Source organism: Dictyobacter alpinus, from assembly GCF_003967575.1.
GTDB classification, from domain to species: domain Bacteria; phylum Chloroflexota; class Ktedonobacteria; order Ktedonobacterales; family Ktedonobacteraceae; genus Dictyobacter; species Dictyobacter alpinus.
In genome coordinates, this window is record NZ_BIFT01000002.1 from 2,166,330 (window position 1) to 2,188,811 (window position 22,482).

At 49.6% G+C, this 22,482-nt stretch carries 20 protein-coding genes; 14 read left to right on the forward strand and 6 right to left on the reverse strand.

What is annotated here, in order from left to right; translation table 11 throughout:
- Nucleotides 1-387 precede the first annotated feature (387 nt).
- The 13 genes from EL633_RS31215 to EL633_RS31275 all read left to right on the forward strand — a co-directional run bounded on the left by EL633_RS31215 (nucleotide 388) and on the right by EL633_RS31275 (nucleotide 15,728).
- Nucleotides 388-1,884: a DMT family transporter gene (locus tag EL633_RS31215; protein ID WP_126631124.1), complete on the forward strand. Its 1,497-nt coding sequence runs from the start codon at nucleotides 388-390 to the stop codon at nucleotides 1,882-1,884.
- A complete protein-coding gene (locus EL633_RS31220; protein ID WP_126631125.1) occupies nucleotides 1,884-3,737 on the forward strand; it encodes an anti-sigma factor in 1,854 nt (617 codons plus the stop codon). Before EL633_RS31215 ends, EL633_RS31220 begins: the two co-directional genes overlap by 1 nt.
- A 53-nt stretch (nucleotides 3,738-3,790) precedes the next feature.
- Nucleotides 3,791-4,621 carry a hypothetical protein gene (locus EL633_RS31225; protein WP_126631126.1) on the forward strand — a complete coding sequence of 277 codons (831 nt, stop codon included), beginning with the start codon at nucleotides 3,791-3,793 and terminating at the stop codon, nucleotides 4,619-4,621.
- An 80-nt stretch (nucleotides 4,622-4,701) separates the two neighbouring features.
- Nucleotides 4,702-6,828 carry a PP2C family protein-serine/threonine phosphatase gene (locus EL633_RS31230; RefSeq protein WP_126631127.1) on the forward strand — a complete coding sequence of 709 codons (2,127 nt, stop codon included), beginning with the start codon at nucleotides 4,702-4,704 and terminating at the stop codon, nucleotides 6,826-6,828.
- A 266-nt stretch (nucleotides 6,829-7,094) separates the two neighbouring features.
- Complete coding sequence (locus EL633_RS31235; RefSeq protein WP_161982600.1) at nucleotides 7,095-7,637, forward strand: GNAT family N-acetyltransferase; 543 nt, start codon at nucleotides 7,095-7,097, stop codon at nucleotides 7,635-7,637.
- Nucleotides 7,638-7,787: 150 nt separating this feature from the next.
- Entirely contained in the window at nucleotides 7,788-8,849 is a 1,062-nt protein-coding gene (locus EL633_RS31240) for a DUF2332 domain-containing protein (RefSeq protein WP_126631129.1), read from the forward strand.
- Nucleotides 8,850-9,105: 256 nt separating this feature from the next.
- Entirely contained in the window at nucleotides 9,106-9,555 is a 450-nt protein-coding gene (gene queF, locus EL633_RS31245; protein ID WP_126631130.1) for a preQ(1) synthase, read from the forward strand.
- 42 nt (nucleotides 9,556-9,597) lie between these two features.
- Nucleotides 9,598-10,341, forward strand: coding sequence for a 7-cyano-7-deazaguanine synthase QueC (queC, locus tag EL633_RS31250; RefSeq protein WP_126631131.1), 744 nt, complete (start codon nucleotides 9,598-9,600; stop codon nucleotides 10,339-10,341).
- 276 nt (nucleotides 10,342-10,617) lie between these two features.
- On the forward strand, nucleotides 10,618-11,073 hold the full coding sequence (locus tag EL633_RS31255) for a 6-pyruvoyl trahydropterin synthase family protein (RefSeq protein ID WP_126631132.1): 456 nt from the start codon (nucleotides 10,618-10,620) through the stop codon (nucleotides 11,071-11,073).
- A 3-nt stretch (nucleotides 11,074-11,076) separates the two neighbouring features.
- On the forward strand, nucleotides 11,077-11,838 hold the full coding sequence (queE, locus tag EL633_RS31260; protein ID WP_126631133.1) for a 7-carboxy-7-deazaguanine synthase QueE: 762 nt from the start codon (nucleotides 11,077-11,079) through the stop codon (nucleotides 11,836-11,838).
- A 53-nt stretch (nucleotides 11,839-11,891) separates the two neighbouring features.
- Nucleotides 11,892-12,581 carry a GTP cyclohydrolase I gene (gene folE, locus EL633_RS31265; protein WP_246039300.1) on the forward strand — a complete coding sequence of 230 codons (690 nt, stop codon included), beginning with the start codon at nucleotides 11,892-11,894 and terminating at the stop codon, nucleotides 12,579-12,581.
- A gap of 234 nt (nucleotides 12,582-12,815) precedes the next feature.
- A complete protein-coding gene (locus EL633_RS31270) occupies nucleotides 12,816-13,904 on the forward strand; it encodes an energy-coupling factor transporter transmembrane component T (RefSeq protein WP_126631134.1) in 1,089 nt (362 codons plus the stop codon).
- 3 nt (nucleotides 13,905-13,907) lie between these two features.
- On the forward strand, nucleotides 13,908-15,728 hold the full coding sequence (locus EL633_RS31275) for an ABC transporter ATP-binding protein (RefSeq protein ID WP_126631135.1): 1,821 nt from the start codon (nucleotides 13,908-13,910) through the stop codon (nucleotides 15,726-15,728).
- A 171-nt stretch (nucleotides 15,729-15,899) separates the two neighbouring features.
- On the opposite strand, the gene EL633_RS31280 is transcribed toward EL633_RS31275, so the two are convergent.
- From EL633_RS31280 to EL633_RS31305, 6 genes are all read right to left on the reverse strand, one after another.
- Nucleotides 15,900-16,616, reverse strand: a complete 717-nt coding sequence (locus EL633_RS31280) for a hypothetical protein (RefSeq protein WP_126631136.1) — start codon at nucleotides 16,614-16,616, stop codon at nucleotides 15,900-15,902.
- A gap of 236 nt (nucleotides 16,617-16,852) precedes the next feature.
- A complete protein-coding gene (locus tag EL633_RS31285) occupies nucleotides 16,853-17,485 on the reverse strand; it encodes an NUDIX hydrolase (protein ID WP_126631137.1) in 633 nt (210 codons plus the stop codon).
- Between the two features lie 99 nt (nucleotides 17,486-17,584).
- The gene (locus EL633_RS31290; RefSeq protein ID WP_126631138.1) at nucleotides 17,585-18,604 is read right to left on the reverse strand and encodes a zinc-binding alcohol dehydrogenase family protein; all 1,020 of its coding nucleotides are present in this window, start codon (nucleotides 18,602-18,604) and stop codon (nucleotides 17,585-17,587) included.
- A gap of 513 nt (nucleotides 18,605-19,117) precedes the next feature.
- Nucleotides 19,118-19,381 (reverse strand): hypothetical protein, encoded by a 264-nt coding sequence (locus EL633_RS31295; RefSeq protein WP_126631139.1) that lies wholly within the window; start codon nucleotides 19,379-19,381, stop codon nucleotides 19,118-19,120.
- 239 nt (nucleotides 19,382-19,620) lie between these two features.
- Nucleotides 19,621-20,310: an HNH endonuclease signature motif containing protein gene (locus EL633_RS31300; RefSeq protein ID WP_174845188.1), complete on the reverse strand. Its 690-nt coding sequence runs from the start codon at nucleotides 20,308-20,310 to the stop codon at nucleotides 19,621-19,623.
- Between the two features lie 48 nt (nucleotides 20,311-20,358).
- A complete protein-coding gene (locus EL633_RS31305; protein WP_161982602.1) occupies nucleotides 20,359-21,219 on the reverse strand; it encodes a YwqG family protein in 861 nt (286 codons plus the stop codon).
- Between the two features lie 340 nt (nucleotides 21,220-21,559).
- On the opposite strand from EL633_RS31305, the gene EL633_RS31310 reads away from it, so the two are divergent.
- Entirely contained in the window at nucleotides 21,560-22,462 is a 903-nt protein-coding gene (locus tag EL633_RS31310; RefSeq protein WP_126631141.1) for a polyprenol monophosphomannose synthase, read from the forward strand.
- Nucleotides 22,463-22,482: the final 20 nt, after the last annotated feature.

Here is a 22,482-nt window from a genome sequence, read left to right on the forward strand (position 1 = left end):
CACCATCCAAAATTGTAATGGCTTTCTGGTCTTGCTCTGCTAGCATGCACAGGCAATTTGTAGATAAAACCGCCCCATTCCTTGACCACCCTCAGGTATACTTTTGGCAGGGTGTATGTAGATAAGAACTTGAGAGGCGTATCGACATTACCGGAACAGTTCGCTCATAGGGTGTTTCTGCTTTCTCGTAAAATGATATACGGTACACCGCTTCCTACCGCCTTACGCTTGTTAAGCTCTTTGCTCAGATTGGCTGCGCTCTAGCTGTCTGAGACATCCATGCACCCCAACTTTGTAGATCATATATGCCTGTAGCTGGCATGTTTCTATTGATAGTTAATCGGCTCATGGTGAAAGTGCGATACATATAATAAGGTAGGTGTCTTTGTGAAGAAATTGAAATGGCTGGCTGGCCTGGCCTTTGTGCTCAATACCTTTCTCTTTGGCTCCTATTACTCTTTTGGTAAAGGCATGCTTGGCCGTATCGATCCTATTGTCTTTACCTTTTTTACCATGATGACGCTGGTACCTGTCGCGATCTGTATCTTGATTTTTTCCAGGCGACATATGACGCGGGATGCGGTGAAGAGTGGTTTCCTGCTGGGAACCTGCCTCTGCCTTGGCCTGTTTTCCTTAGCGGTCGCCTTAAAATATAACAGTGCTACCGGAACCGCCTTTTTCCCGTCCCTGAATGGTCTGCTGGCAGCTATTTTTACCTGGCTCTTTCTACGCCAACCAATCTCTAAGGCGACCTGGTTTGCTGGCATCGTTTCAGTGACCGGGGCGATATTGTTGATGGCCAATGCATCGATGGGTGGTGCTCGTGGTGCGATTATCGCTTTTATCGGGGGCATGCTCTGTACATTCTATGTGTTTCTGGCGGACCATGAGCAGCGGGATCAGGCAGCTTACTGGCCGCTCTTTGGGGTGGAACTGCTGACGATGGCGCTTTGGGCCAATCTACTGGCCTTACTCTTCGGGGACTGGCATATGGTGCATATTGCGCTGCCCCAGGATCTTGGAGTAATTGCCTATATCGGCCTGGGCACCATCTTTCTGCCGACCCTGTTCACCGTCCTGCTGCAAAAATATATCTCACCGGTGACGGTTTCCTTTATCTATATTCTGGAACCAATCTTTGGAGCTATTGTCGCTTATCTCTATCTCCATGAAGTATTGCCGCTGGACGGTTATCTGGGTGGATTTATGGTCGTTGCCGGTGTTCTGATCCATACCTGGGGTACGGTTGAGCGTCCAGGTCGCAGGTTGCAGGGCGTGACGCAACAGACACGGCTGCGCGAACCTGTACAACCCTCCTGGCTACAGTCTTTCATGTATCCATTGATCCTCTGTATCCTGGGAGCCTGTCTGGTAGCGAAAATGGGTGGCTTTCCGCCGGTTGCATGGCAGGATTTATATCAGAGCTGGCCGCTACTCGACAGTCAGCTACAAGGCCCGCAGCGCATGGATGCTATCTTGCTCCTGGCGCAATCACTCTCCTGGTTGATTGCCTGGTTCGCGATTATCACCATGGGCATTTTGGTCTGCTACCGCGTCAGCAGCAAGCTATTTAGTACGGCCGCGCCCACCGCCGCAGTGGACGGGCGCAGCATCCGGCAAATGGGTTATACGCCGTATGTGCCGGTAGTCCAGCCAACCAGACCACACAGTATAGAAGCAAGCGAAGAACTTTATCAGCAACGCCGTCTCCATCGTCGAGTTCGTCTGGCGCATATCGAACCGCATGATGATGAAATATATGAAGCTCCAACCCATGTTCCTGGTAGACGCACAATTGTAACGCGAAAGCAGGAATACAGCGAGACACTGAGCGATCGCTGGCCCTGGGGGGGCGAGCATGGAGCTAGGGAAGCGAGAAAATAATGAAGAAAAATGATTCCGGCGATTTCAGTGTATTGTATGTAGAGCCTGAAGATGACAGGGTGGAACTCTTTCCAGTTCTGGCTGGACTGAAGAAGCCGGTCGTCTTGCTGCTGGCTGAGCAGGCCCGCATCTTTCAGCGGCCCGATGATTTTACGACACTGAAACATATCAAGCGACAATATGAACTGACGATCGTTTTTGTGATCTCGCATAGCGGGCAGATTGCCCAGCTGGCCGCAAAAAATGGCTTTCCCGTCTACCAATCGATGGATCAGCTCGCGCATGCGGTCAGCAGTGGACAACTGGTACGTCAGCGCGCCCTGACCCGGCCTACCGTTCCTCTGGATACGGCAAGAGCAACACCAACTATACCAACCAGACCATTGCCGCCACAACCGATGCAGGTACAGCAGCAACAGTTTCCCTATCAACAGCAATCACCATTAGTAGAGACACAACGTCAACCACAGCAGTTGTTGTCAGAGGTACAGCGACCACAGCCGCAGCCGCAACCGCTGCAAGCACCGAGCCAGGCACCGCAACAGCCGCCTCTGGTTGCTGCCACGCCGCCAAAGCCGCGCTCCAGGCGTTTGCCTGCCATCATCACCGTGATTACGGTTGCCTTAATACTGGCCGTTGTTGGTTCCTTTTTAATCTTTTCGCATTCGTTTCAATCGACGGCTTTAGAAGCATCCGCGCCAGCTGATGTTGGACATCTCTCCTTTATTAGTAGCGGACAAGTGAACGAGAATACAAGTCAGGGTATCGCTGATCAAGTCGTGCTGGATGTACATAGCTTGCCCACGCCACGAGCGGGCAAAAAATATTATGCCTGGCTGCTTGGTGATAAAAATCAGAATGATCCTACCTCGATCGCACTGGGTGCGTTAAATGTTACCGCTGGCAACGCACATCTGATGTATGCGGGGGATGCGCAACATTCAAATCTCTTATTGACAACCAGCCGTGTACTGGTCACTGAAGAAGATGCGACGGTAACGCCACTCTCGCCATCTATGGATATGCAAAGCTGGCGTTACTACGGAGAATTCTCGAGTACGCCGATCAAGGCCGCCGACAACGTCAAAAACTATAGCTATCTGGACCATTTGCGCCATCTGCTGGCTTCGGATCCAACGCTGAATGAAATGGAACTTCCAGGTGGACTGAATAACTGGCTGTATCGCAATACCAGTAAGATTGTTGAGTGGAGTGGGAGCATGCGCGAAACCTGGGAGGATACCAAGGATAGCGCCTTTATTCGCCGTCAGACCATGCGTGTGCTGGCCTATCTGGATGGTACGACCTTCCTCTATAAAGACCTGCCGCCCAAATCGCCGCTCCTCGTCAATGAGCGTCTGGCCCGGGTCGGACTGCTAGAGGTCAATGGTCCCAATCAGGAGCCGCCAAGTTATATGGCCCATATTGATCATCACTTGCGCGGACTCCTCCAGGCGGATGATTCATCTACTGCTCTGCGTAAGCAGATGAGTGACCTGACCTCCTCGATGAGTGATATCAATGCGTGGCTTGCTCAGGTACGCGTCGATGCGCGGCAGATTGTCAATATGAGCGATGCACAGCTAAAACAGCCACCAACGCTGACACTCATCAATGATATGATCGCGAATTCTAACCATGCCTTCGCCGGACAGCTTGATCCATCGACGAATCAGATGCGTCAGGGCGTGATCTGGCTGCATGATCATATGCAATCTCTGGCCACATTAGAGCTCAAAGAAGTTAAACCCAATGCCAGTGGCGTCATTCCACAGATCCTACCGGGCAAAGTAAGTCCCAGGGCCTTTTACCGTATCGGGCTAAAAGATGATGGAACGCCAGAAATCAGATAGACTCAGAACTTTGAAATAGAGTGTATTCGCATAATGATGGGGGAAAAAAGCGCATGAACAAACGGTTATCGATCATTACGCTGATCATTATGCTGGTTATTGGCGGACTGATTGCAGGTATCTATTCTGGTCCCATTCAAAAGGCCCTGACACCAGCTATGACAAATGCTATGGGCAATAACAAAGCCCCACAGCCCCCGGCGATGCAGCCGAACAAGCCCGGGGCGAATCAGCCAGGGCAAGCGAAGACTCCCAATGCCGGTGGCATGCCTAATCAAATGAATCCTAACCAGGCCAATGTGTTGGCCCAGGATACATTTCAGCGCACCAATCAGCCATTTTGGGGACAATCTTCCGATGGTCGTAAATGGGAAGGGGATGCCAATACCTCAAAGGTGTTTTCTATTACTGGTGCTACAGGACTGATCTCTCACGGACAGGGTACCGCTAATGCTGTGCTGGGTACGGCCACTGACAATGTGGATGTGCTGGCTAATGGCTCGATCAATCAATTTGGCAACGGGGTCAATCTGGGAGTGGTGTTACGCTGGACGAATGGACAAAACTGGTACAAGGCCCTGATTGACGGCCAGCATCTCAGTATCCTTAAAAGGGTTAATGGGACTTCTACCCAGGTGCGCAGTGTGGGGTTTGATGCTCAAAACGACAAGCTATATAGTATCCGTTTTCGTGCGATTGGTGCCATGCTCTTCGCCAAAGTCTGGCGTAGCAATAGCCCGGAACCCAACAATTGGCAGATCAGCATCTCTGATCCTGAGCTCAAAACCGGACAAGCCGGCCTCCGTGTGGTTGTGCAGCCCACCACGGTAATCAGTATTACATCATTTATAGTTACACCTGCCAACATGGGAAATGATCTATAAAGGATAGTATGTATATGGAAGAGCCTGATATATGTACTGTGGTCACGTAAATGATCTGAAGCAAAAAGTCTGGATGGAAAATGATGAGCGAAAAATTAAAAGACGCCTATAGACAATATCGCTGGGTTAAGCTGGTCGCCTTAGCCGGTCTGGTGCTCGGCGGCCTGCTCCTCCTGGTCTGTTCAGGAGGCTTCCCACCCTGGGCCTGGCGTTTCCTGGTGCAGGTGTTACCGCAAATCCCGATCCTCTGGCAGATGCAGGGAGCCGCGATGCTGTTGCCACTGGTGGGTTTATGCCTGCTTTCGCTATCGCTCCTTGTTTTGTGGATAGTAATTGGTATCCTGTTGGTGAAAGTCATCAAACATATCTGGAATGATTTTCAGACCCGGCCAACCTCTTTTGCGGACGACCTGCGTGAAGCTGAGCTCATGGCTGAACAAGCCGTACAAGATCAGGAACTGGCAGAGGAAGAAGAGGCACCCGCGCCAATGCCGATGCGCACCCGCTCTACTGCTACACTGGCGCAGCCGTCCCGGCCATATCAGCAGCCAGCGACTCGCCAGCCACGCTCTTCACGGCCGAGCCAGGATCCGCAGACGCAGCCCGTACCTGCCGCGCGTCAGGCCGCCTATGCCAGTGCGCCACGGGAGATTAGTTTTCCTGGCCTGAGCTATCCAACACCAGTCTACCATGCGACCGGAAACAGTCCTGCGGCTCCCGCCGTCAACCGACGCACCACAGACCTGCGGCAGCCATCCTATCCACAGACTCAGCCCATACAACAGGATGATCTGCCAGAGTATCCAACTACACCCGCCAGAAGCTCGCGTAGACCTCTACGTAGCGTGCCACCAGCCGCATTGCGTGAGCGGCCCGACACCTCGGAAGATGTGGATGTTGAGCATGCCTTTGCTGAAATGGCCGAGCGCGCGGAACGCCAGCAGGCGGAGCGTGAGCAGCAACAGGCGGCCTACAAACGCCAGCAATTTGAACTACAGCAGGCTGAATATGCGCGTCAACAATTCGAGCAAGAACAAGCTGAATATGCACGTCAACAGCTTGAGCAAGAACAGGCCGAATACGAAGATGAGCCATTTGAACAAGAGCCGGAAGCATACGGTCAGCAGCAACTTGAGCAGGAGGATGGACTGGACGTAGATCTCTGGGAAACTCGTCCAGGTGACTTTGAAGACGACGATATTGACCTTGCGCAGTATGATACCCTGGCTGGTCTGGATGATACCATGCCTGGATCTGAGCGCGTTGCCCGTATGCAGGCGCAGGTCGCTGATTCAGGAGAATTCGACTTTGACCAGCAGCAGTATTTGCCGCCAGCAAAAAAGGTTAGGACTGGTCCAGTTGCGACGACGACGACTGCCGATGCCGCGCCCCGTTTTGTGGTTGGCATTGGTCTGGATCCAGGACTTGCTCGTAAGGATTCTCCCAATGAAGATAGTCTGTTTGCTATTCAAGGTATCCGTGTGACCGATGAGGGCTCTAAGCCGGCAGGACTCTTTATGGTCGCGGATGGCATGGGTGGACATGCCAATGGCCGTGAGGCAAGCCGGACGGCGATCCATGCTATCAGTGATGTGATTGCACCTGCGCTGCTGCGCGATGTCAGTGGGAGTAGCGCCAAAGAAGAAAAGACCCTGTTCCAGGATATGCTCAAGGATGGGGTCCACCAGGCCAACCTGGCCCTCTATCGCCGTAACCGTGAACGGACACGGATGATGGGCACCACCATCACAGCAGCCCTGGTAGTGGATCGTATGGCTTATATCGTCAATGTTGGTGATAGTCGCACCTATCTGTATCGCTCCAATCAGGGACTGACACAGATCACCCACGACCACTCGGTTGTTGCCCGCCTTGTTGAGGATGGGGTAATCACGCGTGACGAGGTCTATACCCATCCACAACGCAATCAGATCTATCGCTGCCTTGGTGAGCATGCCTCAGTTGAAATTGACTCGTTCGCCATTCCCCTACAAGTCAACGACATCCTGTTACTTTGCTCAGACGGCTTATGGGAAATGATACGCGATCCCGCCATTGAAAAAATCATCGCATCATCCGCGCACAACCCATCTCAGATGAGCGCCATGCTTGTCCAGGCAGCCCTCAATCACGGAGGCGCCGACAACATCAGCGTCATCGCCGTTGGCCTCACCAGCGGCGATGATGCCGACAACTGGATGCTCTAAGCGCTTCTTTTAAATCTATGAGCGGCGAAATGCTGAAAAATGGATGCTCTAAGGGTTTTAAATCTATGAAATGCGCGCAAGGCGCGCATTTCATAGATTTAAAAGAAGGGTGGGTGCTTTAGCACCCGCGTATGGCAGGCTGTACCTTCCCCGGTAAGGGTGTGAGTTTAACACACCCTTACCTCAATCCCCCACAAACACCTTGACAAGCCTATTCCTGAGGCGTAAGGTGTCCGCAACAAAAAAAATCGCCAATGGAAGATAACATGAAACAACTAACAACTACCCACCTAACCCTACGAGAATTTGAACGCACAGACTGGCAAGCAGTCTACGCCTACGAAACAGACCCGCAGGTAGCACCCTACCTGGCCTACTCCTCCTCAACACCAGACGAATGTCAAAGCGACCTGGACTTCCTGGTAGAACACCAGCATGATCCCCATCGCATCCTCTTTCATCTCGCCATCGTCTTACGGCGCCAGAAGCAACTGATAGGCACCTGTGGCTTAAAGCTCACCAATCGTGAGGTACACGAAGCTGAACTGGGCTATGCCTTACATAGCAGCCACTGGGGCCATGGTTATATGACCGAAGCCGTACGTGCCATGGTCAACTATGGCTTCAAGACCTTACAATTGCAGCGCATCATTGGCATCTGCACCCCCGAAAATACCGCCTCCATCCGTGTCATGCAAAAAATTAGCATGCAACAAGAAGGTCATTTGCGTGCGAACAAAATGATTAAAGGTGTTATATGTGACTCACTGATATTTTCCATTCTTGAGCGCGAATGGAAAATATTTTAGTTCCCAAAATGATAAGATGTGATAGAATGCAATAGCATGCTTAAATATATATCAAGTAAGATTTATAAAAAGTACTTCTGATCTTACTTGATTACTAAGAATGTAACCTGTTATAGAATTTGGGTTCTACATGTTTGAAGGGAGCTTTGTATGCCTCATTCTCACCTTGAGAGTGGATTGGATAGTATTGGTCACCAGTTTCAACTGTTTGCTCAAAGAGAAAGTGAAGCCAATTTTTCCCCGCTTTATAGCTTCCTTGCTCGCAACATCGCCACCGATCCAGCCATGCTCGCCCTGGCCAGCCGGGCCAGGCCTGACCAGCCGGTAGCTAATATATTTCTGGCCGCAGTCCACTATTTATTATTAGGTGGGATACAGCATCCTCTGGCCAAATTTTATCCAGATCTGACTTCATCGCCTATGATATTGAGAGGTGTCTATCCAGCTTTTCGCTCTTTTTGCCAGCAATACGAGGAACAGTTAAGTGAGATCATCAGTACACAGCGCGTCCAGACCAACGAAGTCTGCCGCTGTGCCTGTCTGTTACCTGTATTTGAAATAGTTTCGCAACTTGGCCGTAAGCGTCCATTAGCCATTATTGAGATAGGCACCAGTGCCGGTTTAAATCTGCTCTGGGACCAATATGGATACAGGTATGGCAATGCTCTGTACTCAGGTGTAAGGACATCGGCAGTCCAGCTGGACTGCAAGCTACGAGGACAGAAGGTGCCGCCGTTGCCCGTTGAATTGCCGGAAGTGACGTTGCGTGTCGGGCTCGATCTGCATCCTCTCAACATCACTAATCCAGATGCCGTACTCTGGCTGCGTGCATTGATCTGGCCCGAACATAAAGAGCGTGTAACACGTTTACAGAATGCACTGGAAATCGCCAGGCAACAGAGGCCCCTGGTCATGGCCGGTGACGCACTTAAATTATTACCAGGTATTATGGCCAATATACCTGCCGACACCACCTTGTGTGTTTTCCATTCCTTTACCACTAACCAGATGTCCGAGACGGCTCGCAATGAGCTCTCGAATATACTCGTCACAGCCAGCCATACACGCGAGATTTTCCGCATTGCCTATGAGGCTACCGCGGACTCAATAGATCCTACTATCGATCTCTATCTCTATCTAAAAGGGTTAGAAAACAGACAGACATTGGCGCACGCCGCACCGCATGGGAACTGGCTGGAATGGCTCGCCTAGCGGCATCACTTCACATGCCTCTTTACTGGTCTGTCTTACGCATCAAGCAGTGTGGCTTGAACAGGCCAGTACGATCAGCCAGAAGAAACACGAGATCGCCTCTTTTTTGGACCTCCATACTAGGACTGGATTCTGTCGCAGCAAAACCCCCATATGACATGGCTGTTCATGGTGATTTTTTGGGGTAAAATCTGTTGCATAATGTGATATCGTTGCTATTGGAAGAATCATTTTACCACTATGTGGGAGGTCAATTATGCAAGAAACTGAACAGACGCGCGTGCCCGGTCGTTATGGCTTTGAAGAAATTGCAGCCAATCAGCTTGAGGCCTGGCCTAACTCTTATACTGATCGTGATTATGTCACGCACTTTGAGATTCCTGAATTTACCTGTCTTTGTCCCCGCTCGGGCTTTCCCGATTTTGCTACAATCATTGTCGACTATGTACCAGACAAAAGCGTTGTTGAATTGAAGAGCTTAAAGTTGTATATTAATACCTATAGAAACCGTCAGATCAGCCATGAGGCATCGGCCAATGCCATTCTGGATGATCTGGTTGCATTGCTTGCACCACGTTGGATGAGGGTGGTTGGAGACTTTACCGTGCGTGGCAATATCAAAACTGTAATTACGACCGAGTATGCCCACCCCGAATATACTGGTCCACGACCCGAATTGAAACGCTACTTGCCCGCTAACGGCTAGTCTTTTCTCTGCATCTTCATCGCATTCAGAAAGGAAATCTTTATGCCTACAAACAACCGGGCAGTTTTAATTGTCAGCGGAGGCATGGACAGTTGTGTACTGGCCCACTACTACGCTGCCGCGGGCTTCCACCTGCACCTGCTTTCGTTCGACTACGGGCAAAAGCACGTCAAGGAGCTCACCTACGCCGAGCGCTATATCAACGATCTGCGTACACGCTATAGCCAGCTTGAGATCGCTCATGATACTATTGATCTACCAATTGCCAGTCTGCTGACCAATTCGGACTCAGCCCTGATCAATACTGAACGTGAGATGCCTCATGGTCATTATACCGATGACAGCATGAAGGCCACCGTCGTACCCTATCGCAATCCAAACATGCTCCTGCAAGCCGCGACCGTCGCCTGGAACGAGCATGCCAGCGTGGTAGCCTACGCCGCCCACCAGGGAGATTACTCACAGTATCCTGACTGCCGTAAAATTTTTGTGGACGCCTTTAACGACATGCTCGCCGTAGCCATGGAAGGGCAGAAGATCGAAGTTGAATCGCCATTTATGCGCTTCACCAAAGCCCAGATTGCCCAACTTGGAGCTAGCCTGAAGGTACCCTTTGAGCTAACCTGGAGCTGCTACGAAGGCGGCAATTCAGGACTTGGCGATCAACACTGTGGCATCTGCGGTACCTGTGTCGAAAGATACGAAGCCTTCAAAATCGCCGGCATACCTGATCCAACCACCTATGCCAACGATCCAGAACAGTATCTACACATCCCAGGCAAATAAGTCCAGGATGTAAGCGGGATAGTTAAGGACGGCAACCCCTTAACCTGGGATGTCAGAGATCAAGCGGGATAGTTAAGGACGGCAATCCCTTACCTGGGATGTCAGGGAGTAAGTGGATAGTTAAGGACGGCAACCCCTTACCTGGGATGTCAGAGATCAAGCGGGATTGTTAAGGGCGGCGAGCCCTTAACCTGGGGTCCGGGGCTGTGCCCCGGTTTATCCCCCCTCCCCCTGCCACCGCAGGTGGCATTTAACACCATAATGCGAGGAAATCTGATGACTAAATACGCAATAATCACCAAAGAATTCACTTTTGAAGCCGCGCATCACCTACCGAATCATCGCGGCAAATGTCGTCGCCCTCATGGTCATTCCTATCGCCTCCAGATTTCCTTGCGCGGACCCATTATAGAAGCGCCAGGCGAATCCAGTGATGGCATGGTCATGGATTTCGACGACCTGAAAAGCATTGTCAATACCACCATTATCGACAACCTCTCAGATGCTGTACCGCGTGGAGACGCAGCGGGCCCGCTGGAAAAAGGTGGCATGGATCATAACGACCTCAACACCATTACCGGCATCCGAACGACCGCTGAAAACCTGGTACACTGGATCTGGGACGCCCTGGTAGCAGGCGGTATACCCGATCCACTACTTTACCGCATCAGATTATGGGAAACGGAAAAAGGATATGTGGAGATTACGCAGGCAGAGCGCGGGGAGGTATAGAGTATGACACAGACCATAGAGAATAATCGCGTGCGCACAAAAACCATTCAGGTTTCCGAGATCTTTGGTCCCACCATTCAAGGTGAAGGGGCACTGATCGGAAAACCAACCGTTTTTGTCCGTACGGGCGGATGTGACTATCGCTGCGCATGGTGCGACAGCCTGTATGCTGTGTTACCCGAGCATAAAGCTGAATGGGCATCCATGGATACCCGGCAGGTTTTCGCGGAAATACAACGCCTCTCCAATAACACACCTATTCTGGTGACGCTCTCCGGTGGAAATCCCGCCATTCAGCCGCTCGAAGAACTCATTGATCTGGGTCATCAACATGGTTATACCTTTGCCATCGAGACCCAGGGGAGTGTCGCGCAGCCATGGTTTTCCAGTCTGGATTACCTGACACTCTCTCCCAAGCCACCGAGTAGTAAGCAAGTGACTCGTTGGGAGCGTCTGGATCGTAGTATATTATACGCGACAACCAATAAGTACGATCGTGAAATACAAATCTGCCTCAAGATTGTTATCTTTAATGAGGAAGACTATGCTTATGCCAGATCTGTCGCGGAACGGTATCCTGCTTTACCCATGTACTTGCAGGCAGGAAACCATACACCACCGCAACAGGCTCAAGAGATAGATATATCTGGCATCCTGGATCGTATGGATTGGCTCATCCAGCGTACCATCGCGGACCGCTGGTATGAGGCGACGGTGCTTCCTCAACTGCATACATTGCTGTGGGGGAACAAGCGTGGCGTATAAAACCCTCGTGAGGGCAACGCAGCGAAATGCACTGAAATGAGGATAAATAAATTATGGTATTGCACTTAGATCGGGATCATTCTATGAACAATGGCCATGCTCAGAACAATGGGCACCGGAAAGACGTACCCCTTTTAGAACAGGAACAAGAGCAGGTGGTTGTTGCTGAAAAGCAGGCAGCTACAGCTACCCCGAAGGTTGATTACCCGCGGTTGCTGGAGCTTGGTCGAGAGTTACTTGTCGCTCTGGGAGAAGATCCCGATCGCGAAGGATTAGCTGGCACACCGCGCCGCTGGGCCGACTGGTGGCGTGAGTTTGTTGAATATGATCCAGGCACAACCGATACAACTTTTAGTTCTGTATCGACCGATCAAATCGTTTGTGTCTCTGGGATGCGTGTCTTCTCGCTTTGTGAGCATCATCTGTTACCAATGTGGTGTGACGTCGCGATTGGCTATATTCCTGGAGATAAAGTCCTGGGACTATCAAAATTCGCACGTATCGCGCATCAGTTTGCGCACCAGCTTCAGATTCAAGAAAGATTGGGCCAGCAGATCGCGGACGAAGTGAGCCGTATCACGGGCACAAATCATGTGGCTGTGATCGTCAAGGGTGAGCATCTCTGTATGTCTGCCCGTGGTATTCGTACACCAGGCGTCATGACTTCGTCCGTTATGCGCGGCGCTTTCCGTAATGATCGCGACCTGCGTATGGAATTCATGCAGATGGTTCAACCACAATAGTGGTGTATATAACAGAAGTGGTTGGTATCGCTATGACGCCAACCACTTTTTTTGTGGCTCTAGCCTTTTAGCGGGACTTCTGTCCGAAACCATGAGGACGCGCGGTTTGTTTCTATATACTGGCTGCTATCAGGATGTTGACCATGGTAAGATGTTCTGATGAGTTTATGTCAGGCGTATATCGTATAATTTGTACGTGTCAAGTTGTTTCATCGCGTATGGAGGCCAGATCGCTTGTTTAATCAAAAGTCACTAGCTACTATGACTGAGGAGGCTCCATATCTGCAACCGCCTCCTGGACGCCGCTATGTACGTTCTTTTCTCTTTACGCGTCGCGCGGATGCGCCTTTAGCCCATGTGCATCTACTGGTGCGCTCCCTACTGGTACTCTGTTTATCTGCGGCCCAATTGCGTACAATGAACACGGCTCATCCTGACCTGTTAGGAGCGGTTGTTTTATGGGTGCCCAGTATCGCTATATTTGTACTGAGTGGCATGCATGGCAAGGTCGCACGTATCTACCTGCTCTTAATCCTACCAACCATGATCAGCCTCTTCTTATCCTGGACCCTGCTCAATCCTGTGCCTGGAAACGTGGTATTTGTGCGGCAGCAGGTCTATCCTGGTTTTCTCACTTTGAGTCTGGCTGTCTGGCAATTGATCTGGCTCGCCATTGTGATTGGTTATTACAAGTGGAAGCGTGGCATCATCAACGGAGTGCTCCTGGCCAGTGTGGTTGCCATCATTCTATGCTATCTGCTCCCATTGCCATCCTGGACCTTTGGCCGGCTCCCACTGCTTTTTCCCATGACCATTTCTATCAGCGACCAGGGATTGATACTGGCCCTGACCAAAGTTGTCAGTTACTCAGGGATGATGCTTTTGACGGTAGCCCTGGTAGTTACCAGTCGTGATGTTGAGTTAATGGGCCTGATGCGCCAGCTGCACATTCCCAGGCCGATCATCTTCTTTTTAAGTACGGTATTTCGAGCTTTAAATCTGGCACTAACGGACTTCGAGACCATCCACCAGGCACAGATCGCACGTGCGATTGATGCCCGCCCACGTAGCTTTATTCAGCACCTGCGCGATATGGCCAGTATCGCCGTACCTATGGTGGCGATGATGATTCGCCGTTCAAGCGAAATTGGAGATGCCCTGCTGGCCCGTGGCTATACGTTGCGCCAAAAAGATGTAGATTTCTATGAGAAGAGTCCTTTTAAGCCGCTCGATCTGGTGATCATGTTGATCTGTCTCGTCTTGTTGTACATGGCTGTTGGACCCTTTCCAGGCCTGACGGCACTATTTCAGAGATGGTGGTAAACGATGGTGGCACAAGAATTTAGCGAAAAGCCGTTTTCCAACGTGCAGATAGAAGAGTCAGAGCCGATGGATACAGCAGTGCCGGCGGCCATCAAGACCACGGGTCTGTGGTGGCGCTACCCTACCTTCAGCGAGAAGGCGGGTGCCTGGACCTTACGCAATATTGATCTGGCGATCAAGCAGGGTGAGTGCTTTGGGATTACGGGTCCTAGTGGAGCCGGAAAAACCACGCTCTGCCGGGCTTTAATCGGTATTATTCCGCATACGACACGCTTGAATAAAGAGCAGCAGCCACATCATTATCGCGGCCAGATCGAGATTCTCGGTGAACCCGTCACCCATGAAACGGCGTCTTCCCATAAAATAGGTATGGTCTTACAGGATCCAGAGAATCAATTCTTACGTATGAGTCTTTTGCATGAGCTTGCGCTGGGATTACAGATTCAAGGTGTGTCCCAGGAAGAGATCCTGCAGCGTATCTATGTTGCCTTGCAATGGGTTGGCCTACAAAAGCTCTGGCATGGCGCGCTCTATCTGCATCCCTCCGATCTGTCGGGAGGGCAGAAGCAGCGCATTGCCATCGCCGCCTTTTTAGCGCTACGGCCTGAAGTGCTGATCCTCGATGAACCCACCAGCGATCTGGATCCTGTCGGGAAACGCGAAGTCATCGAGACTATTGCGCGCCTGCGCCAGGACTACCGTATGACTGTGGTTCTGGTCGAGCAAGATCCTGATATCCTGGCCACCTTTTGTGATCGGATCGCTCTCCTGCACGAGGGACGTATCCAACTGGTCGCGCCGCCAACAGAATTCTATGCACAACAAGAGATCCTGGAGCGCTGTGGCGCCTCAGTAGGTGAGCTGGCCCAGATTTCCTGGCTTACTAACTATACCTATCAGGGCCGGCCCCCCTTAAATCTTACCGAAGCTGAAGCAGCCTTTGAACCAGTCATCCAGCAGCGCAAGCTGTTGCCTGTATGTCCTACTTCAACTCCATCAACACAGTCCGAACCAGTCGTCCAGGCCAAAAACGTGATCTATAACTATGGAGATGGTTCGCTGGCCCTCAAGGGAGTCGATCTGACGCTCTATCGTGGCGAGATGCTGGCGCTGCTAGGGCCAAACGGTAGTGGGAAGACCACCTTCGCAAAGATCATTGCCGGCATCTATCGAGCGTCCGGCGGACAGCTCAACGTTTTTGGACAGGATGCCTCTAAGCGTAAAGTGCGGGCGCGCCTCCCAGGCTCGGTTGGCTATGTCTTCCAAAATCCAGACCACCAGCTCTTCTGTCGTAAGGTGAGCGATGAGATCGAGTATGGCTTAAAAAACCTGGGTATGGAAGCCAAAAAGCGTAAGACTATCGTTGCAGAAACATTGGAGGCAGTCGGCCTGACAAGCTATGCCGACGAAGATCCACTCTTCTTGAGCAAAGGACAGCGCCAACGTCTGGCCGTAGCTGCCGTGCTGGCTATGGGACCTGATATCCTGGTAGTGGATGAGCCCACCACAGGACAGGATCATCACTCTATCCTTGGCATTATGAGCTTGTTAGGTGACTTGCAGCGGCAGGGCAAGACTATTCTGGTGATTACTCATGATATGACGCTGGTCGCCGAGTACTGTCAGCGTGTCGTAGCCTTCCGTGATGGAGAGCTATCCTTCACTGGTACGCCCGATGAACTGTTCAATAACAATGAGAATCTGCAACGTACAGGACTGCGCCCACCAGCTGCCGCCGCGCTGGCGGATCGCCTGCGGCAACGCCAGCCAGACCTACCGTCCCTGCTGACCGCGCAACAATGGAAAGAAGTCTTGCTTTCATAATTACTATCGTGCGCGCTATACGACTTTTTCTATACCTTCTATACTATGTGATGAGCTTGCCAGGTCGCGACCTGGCAAGCTCATCACATAGTATAGAAGCGCCAATGGATACGTTTATTTGTGGAATTGATAATGGCCAGACAGAATAACTGTTTTTGGAGTCCATTGAGTTTATTGCTTCGGGCGTGGAAAGAGCGTCTTCAACTGTCGCTGTGCATTCCCCCAACGCGTCCACTGATAACGGAGAAATAATATTAAAAGTGCAATAAATGCGAATAATCCAAATAACGATGATATTGGGAGAGAGAGTGCGAGAAAGCGATAGGCCAGTAATCCTATCAAGGTACCCCCAATAACGCTGTCAATTACGGCAATCATACCTGATGTTGTGAGAAAAATTGGCCACCAGGAGGCTGTTGCGCCTTCACTCCCATACACACTGGTTTCATCATCGTAATATGGCTGTACAAAATAATCAGCGATTTGTGGCGCGACCTCTATATAAAAATGCCGAATGCGGTTGATGCCACGGGCATAGGTGATATCTGCAATTGCGACCTGAACTGTTCGCTCAAACGTGACGAGTCCGATGAAGAAGAGTGATGGCAGAAGGATCAGGGCAAAAACGTAAAACTCTGTTCCTAACTTTGAAATTTGTGCGATAAAGGCTAAGGCGACGAGCGCGGTCGAAACGGTACTGAGAAAAAGGCCTGAACGGCCATTGGATTCTGAGATGGTCATTGCTCGTCCAGACTGAAGATTGTAGTGTTCAGTGGTCATCATTGCCACGATAGAGGGCTGATCCATGTCGGTGTTTTGTTGGATTACTGATTGAGTGCTGTTGTCTTCTTTCTCTGATAAGGGCTGTTTATCTTGCTCTAAGGCCATGCGTTTCCTCCATCTTTCTCGGGTATCGATTTTGAAGTGGAACCTGTTGGTCTGCGGGCGTGAAGAACGCTTAGATATGCATTATCTTATCATTGATATGGTTACATATACTAGTGCATTGCTTTGAAAGGAGGAAAGAGGCTCTCACGCCTTTTTTTAGTCTGTAATCTTGCCATTTAAAATAGGGCCTTATCATTGCGTCAGGTGTGGACCAGTTCCAACTCACTGTACCGTGATTATCTCTTTGCGCGCAGGAGCTGTTCCGCACCATGCAGTACCGCGTTATAATAATGCGTATTATGCGGACAGAAATCTGTTAGTGTATAGTGGGCTGATGTGACTTTTTGCGTATCATCTGGATCAGCAAGATAGACAAGGGCAGGAATCGTACTGTTCCTCTGCTGAAGTAGTTGTTCAAAATCGTGCAACGCGATTTGCACGATAGCTGCAACTTCATCGCGTTGTAAGACCAGAGTTGGAATTGGCTTTGTGAACATATAAAGATAGACATGGCAGAACTCGCGATCCAGCAATGATCCTAGCAATATTGGATCCTGAATAATGCCAGCTGGAACGAGGTCTGTAAATGAGAGGGTCAGTCCCAACTCCTCCTGTATTTCGCGTAAGCCATCACGTGGAGATTCATGGGATAATAAGTGGCCGGCAGCTGTGATATCGAGTAGCGAAGGAAAATCTTTTTTCTGGGCCGCACGTTTCTGGAAGAGCAGGTAAGCTTTCCCCTCTACCTCTTGTACAAACCAGCAGTGAAAGGTCTCATGCCAGTATCCCTGTTCATGAATCTCTGCCCTGGTACGTACGCCAATGCGCTCCATCTTTTCTGTAAAAATAACTAGCTGTTCCGTTTCCATTCTTCTACTACTATCCTTTCAAATATGTGGTTGGATCCATTATGTTTGTAGTAATGGTAGCCGTGAGGGTGTGCCAGTACTACAAACATAGAGGTAATGTTAGTCGAAGTTTTCCAGGACAACTTTACCGATGGTGCTGCCGGATTCTAGTTTGGCGTGTGCGGTGCGCAGGTTGGCAGCGGTGATGGGTGTAAGGGTCTCGGTAAGGGTTGTTTTGATTTTTTGCTGGTTGATGAGTTCGGCCAGGGCGTCCAGAATTTTGTGTTGCTCGATCATGTCGCTAGTCTGGAACATGGAGCGGGTGAACATGAACTCCCAGACAAAGGTGGCACTTTTCTGTTGGAGCGCACTCAGATTGATTGGTTGATGGGTTTCAACGATCGAGCAGATCTTGCCTTGTGGAGCAATGATCTCGACCATCTGATCCCAGTGTTTATCGGTAGCATTTAAACAAAAGATGTAATCCACCGTCTCTAAATTCAGCGCTTTTAACTGTTCGGCAAAGGGTTTGTGATGGTTGATGGTATGTCGGGCACCATGATCTTTGGCCCAGTCGATCGTTTCGGTACGCGAAGCCGTACCAATGACGTTTAAGCCGGCCATGGATGCTAGTTGGGTTGCGATTGAGCCAACGCCACCGGCCGCCCCGATAATTAAAATACTTTTGTTGCTATTGTTCGCTGGATTATGATTGATTTCCAGACGATCAAACAAGGCTTCCCAGGCCGTGAGAGCCGTCAATGGGAGGGCCGCCGCCTCGGCAAAATTCAAGCTTTTGGGTTTATGTCCGACGATATATTCATCGACCAGATGAAACTGACTGTCGGCACCGGGACGCGTCATGCTCCCAGCATAGTAAACTTCGTCACCAGCTTTAAAGAGATGGCAATCAGGACCGACCTGTTCCACCACGCCAGCGACATCCCATCCCAGGATCTTAGGAGTCTTTTCTTCCTGGGCTTTAGGAGCACGCACTTTTGTATCCACGGGATTCACAGAGATTGCCTTGACCCTCACCAGGAGATCTCGCCCGCCAGGAGTTGGTGTATCGACTTCTATATCGATCAGGCTTTCAGGGTCCTGAATGGGCAAATAGCGATATAATCCGATTGCTTTCATTGCATAACCTTCCTGTTAAAAACAATATATGCTAGTGACACTGCTGAGAACAGGTTGTAACCTCTTTGTAGGCACGTTCAAGTGTGCCATCGCGTCTCAATCGTATTCAATAGGGCATGATTAGTATCTAAACTCTAGTTACCTATTTAACGCCATGTGCAATTTTTATCCCTCACACCTCGCGCCTACGGCGCTCGCTTGTTTTAAGGAGGAAAATGGCGAGGCGGTCGCGACCGCCTCGCCATTTTCCTCCTTAAAAGAGTAGGTATGTGGAAAAATTGCACATGGCGTTATTTAATAAAAACCATAAGAGGCCTCCCACGGCATTAAAGTCAGCGATGACTCATATTGTGTATGGTGGTGTGGTGAGGGCGCGTCCTCACGGCATTAAAGTCAGCGATGACTCATATTGTGTATGGTGGTGTGGTGTGGGCGCGCCCACACCACACCACCATACAAAAACAGTCTCGTGCCGCAGGCACGAGACTGAGAGCAATCTATATTTAAAAATCTTTAAGCTGCATGTTGTAAATTATCAACAATAGAGGAAAGTTCTTTGAGGATACTATTCAATTCCACTTCATTGACGTTGCGGGGATCGGTACGACTTAACTTCTCCAGGCGCAGAGCCAGATTACGTAAATGGCGGAAATTTTTAGGTGCAAACTGAGGATGATCCTCAAGGTAGATATATTGACTACGAATAAGCTGTTGTGCGCGTTTGATCGATCCAGTGATCTGGGAGTTGGCAGGATTCATGAATCGTAAATGTGCCATAGCTTTATTTCCTCCTCGCATATATATTCTTTTTGCCTGTCATCAAAACGGTAATCTCTATTCGCATAAACAAATTTTTATAAAATTTTATTGTCATCGTGTCAACGTAAGAACTTGAGAAGATAAGAACGAAAGATAGTAGTGAAAAAGAGGTTACGTTGGCCTTACATAATAAAAAAGGTCTCACAATCTACATTCACCCATAGATTGTGAGACCTTTTTTATTGCCTGTTTACGCGTTATTCAGAAGGACTATCATATTGACTGGAGGAGGACTTGGGCATTTTGTTATACACATCTATCCAGTTGGTAGCAATCTCGATCTGGGCGGTTTTCAACGAGATTTTGCCATCACAGACCTGTGCATGAAGGTAATTCTCAACTTTATCCTTTTCATGAAAACCAGGTTTTGGGGTGGCAATTTCTGGCCAGAGATTTGAGATATCATTGGATCCACCCAATTCCAGACTTACCAGGTGATCAACTTCATATTGGCCAGTAGTGTGACTGAGGATACCATAGGATGAATAAGCTTTGGTCTTTACACTGGTTGGCACATTACGAACAGATTTTGAGTAGCCAGAGACGCAGATTTTTTCCTTGGTAGCATCAGGAAAAATTGCGCCAGGTGTACAATCTTTGTCCTGTAGCGGTCCATTTATTTTACAGCCGCTTGTCTGGGTCTGCTTACCCCAATTGGGCTCTCCTGCCTGCGATGAATTTGAAGAACCTGATGAATTTGAAGAACCTGATGAATTTGAAGAACCTGATGAGCCTGATGATGGATTGCTATTACTGCCCGATTGGCTTCCTCCATACGATTGGTTGCCATTTGGACTCGTGCCAACACTGATTGAGCCGCCACTACAGCCACTGAGCATCAGGGCGAGAAGACAGACAAGCCCTAGCCATTTAAATGAGTTCTTCATGAGAACGCGACCTCCTTGTAATTAATCCTTTAAAAATTCCCGATGAATTTATGCTGATTGAGCCACCAGCCAGATATGATCAAATTTTTGCGCTTTTAAATCTGATAGCTTTATCCAATAGTAGAGCATACCAGAACCGGGCCAGTTCATGCCAGTTCTGTCATCACTATCTACTTGCAGCAGGAGATGCCAATCGTTGCTGTCCTTCGACAGGTCTTTGACCTTAGGATCATTAATATCGGTTACCCCATTGCTCGCCATCTGGCACTGAAGACGCATATCATCTTGCAGGGTATCCGGATAACCAAACATCAGATGGCGTGGTAGTGTCTTATCTCTGTCATCATTAAATTGCCCGTAGACAGTATCATAGTGCTCCTGATCCTCATCACTCCACTTTAAATTTGCGATCTCTAGCTGAGGCTGTTGTGCCATCGTGAGTTCCGATTTAGCCTTTACCGCGCAAGTTTTGAAGCGTGCTTCCTTTGGCAATTTTTCTGGTACTACCGCGCGCTCCAAATGTTGTATATCCGCACTATAAAGAACCTGCCAGCCGCCAGAAGTTTGGGGATCGTCGCCATACGTTTCTTGTTTAGCATCATAAAAAAACCAGAGCATCCCCTGCTGTGGCAGCCAGTGATTCGTATCATAGGATGTGATATCCGCAAGGCGAATTTGAGCGACAAAGGATTGTGGAAGATCTTTCCACATCGGCCATTGCTGTGCTGCTGGTAGATCGGGCACACCCCCGATTTTAGAAATACCAACCTCTAATTTATCTTCTGCTCCTGCATCCGTCACTGGCGTGGCTTCAAGCTGGATTGCTGGCTGCAATAATACATCAGTATACTGCTTCAGGCGTTCCAGCCCCTCTTTTTGCAGGGCGCTTTGAGTAGCAGAAAGGTCCATGCTATTCATCCTCCATCACATTTATATTAAATATCATCTCGATCACTGTTCTACCGAGGCTAATAGTGTTATCAATCGGAAAGACAGTGCTACATATAGCTTACTGCTACAGCAGAAAACATACTCTTATAGTACGTTGCAGCCGAGTTTTTTGAGCCAGCCTTTCTTATGGATAAAACCGTAGTGGCTCTTTTTTCTGCCAACGAGCATATCTAGCCAGCGCTGGCCAGGGAGATTTTGCGTGAGAAGTAAACTTTATTGTGAAGCTGAATATCTCTGTTCAGCGTTGTGTTGAACAGAGTCTTATCGTCTAAAGAGAAGCGCAACAAAAGGAAAGCACATGAAGACACTGATTATCATTCCCACCTATAATGAGGCCGAAAATCTGCCGTCGCTTTTGAGTGGTATTTTCTCCTATGTTCCCCATACGGATGTGCTCATTGTGGACGATAATTCTCCTGATGGAACGGGACGATTGGTCGAAGAAATGCGTAGGCAGAATCCACATATTCATATTCTGCATCGGCCAGGAAAACTAGGTTTAGGAACGGCCTACATTGCCGGTTTTAAGTATGCGATTATTCATAAATATGATGCCATATTTGAGATGGACGCCGATTTTTCTCATGATCCCCAGCACTTGCCGGCCTTTATTTCTGCCATCGCTGAGGCAGACCTGGTGATAGGTTCACGCTATATCCCGGGTGGTAGTACACCCAACTGGTCATTTCCACGACGCTTGATCAGTGGAGGTGGTAATATCTTTGCCCGCCGCATATTGAATATACCGGTTCAGGATTGTACCGGTGGCTTTCGCTGCTATCGGCGCCAGACCCTGGAGGCGATTAATCTTGATGCTGTACAGTCTCGGGGGTATGCATTCCAGATTGAGATGACATATCGTGTCCTGCACCACGGTCTCAAGGTATATGAGACTCCTATTACGTTTGTTGATCGCCGCCTTGGTCAATCTAAAATGTCGCGTACTATTATGGTAGAGGCCTTCACCTATGTAATCAGAACGCGCATGAAAAGCCTGTTTAGCACGCGTAAGCGCGTAGCTTATATGCATAAAATCTTACCACTTGTCCCTCTACCCCAGCGTGTAGAGTCCCTCGTGCCTCGTAATCCGCCAGCCAGTGCGAGCGATCCAGCAGTACATGATCAACCTGCTACTATACCAGCAAGCAGCACACGTAGCCGGCCTTTCCATATACCACCACGCCCGACGCGCCGGTCATAACAGATGTTGAGATACAAAAA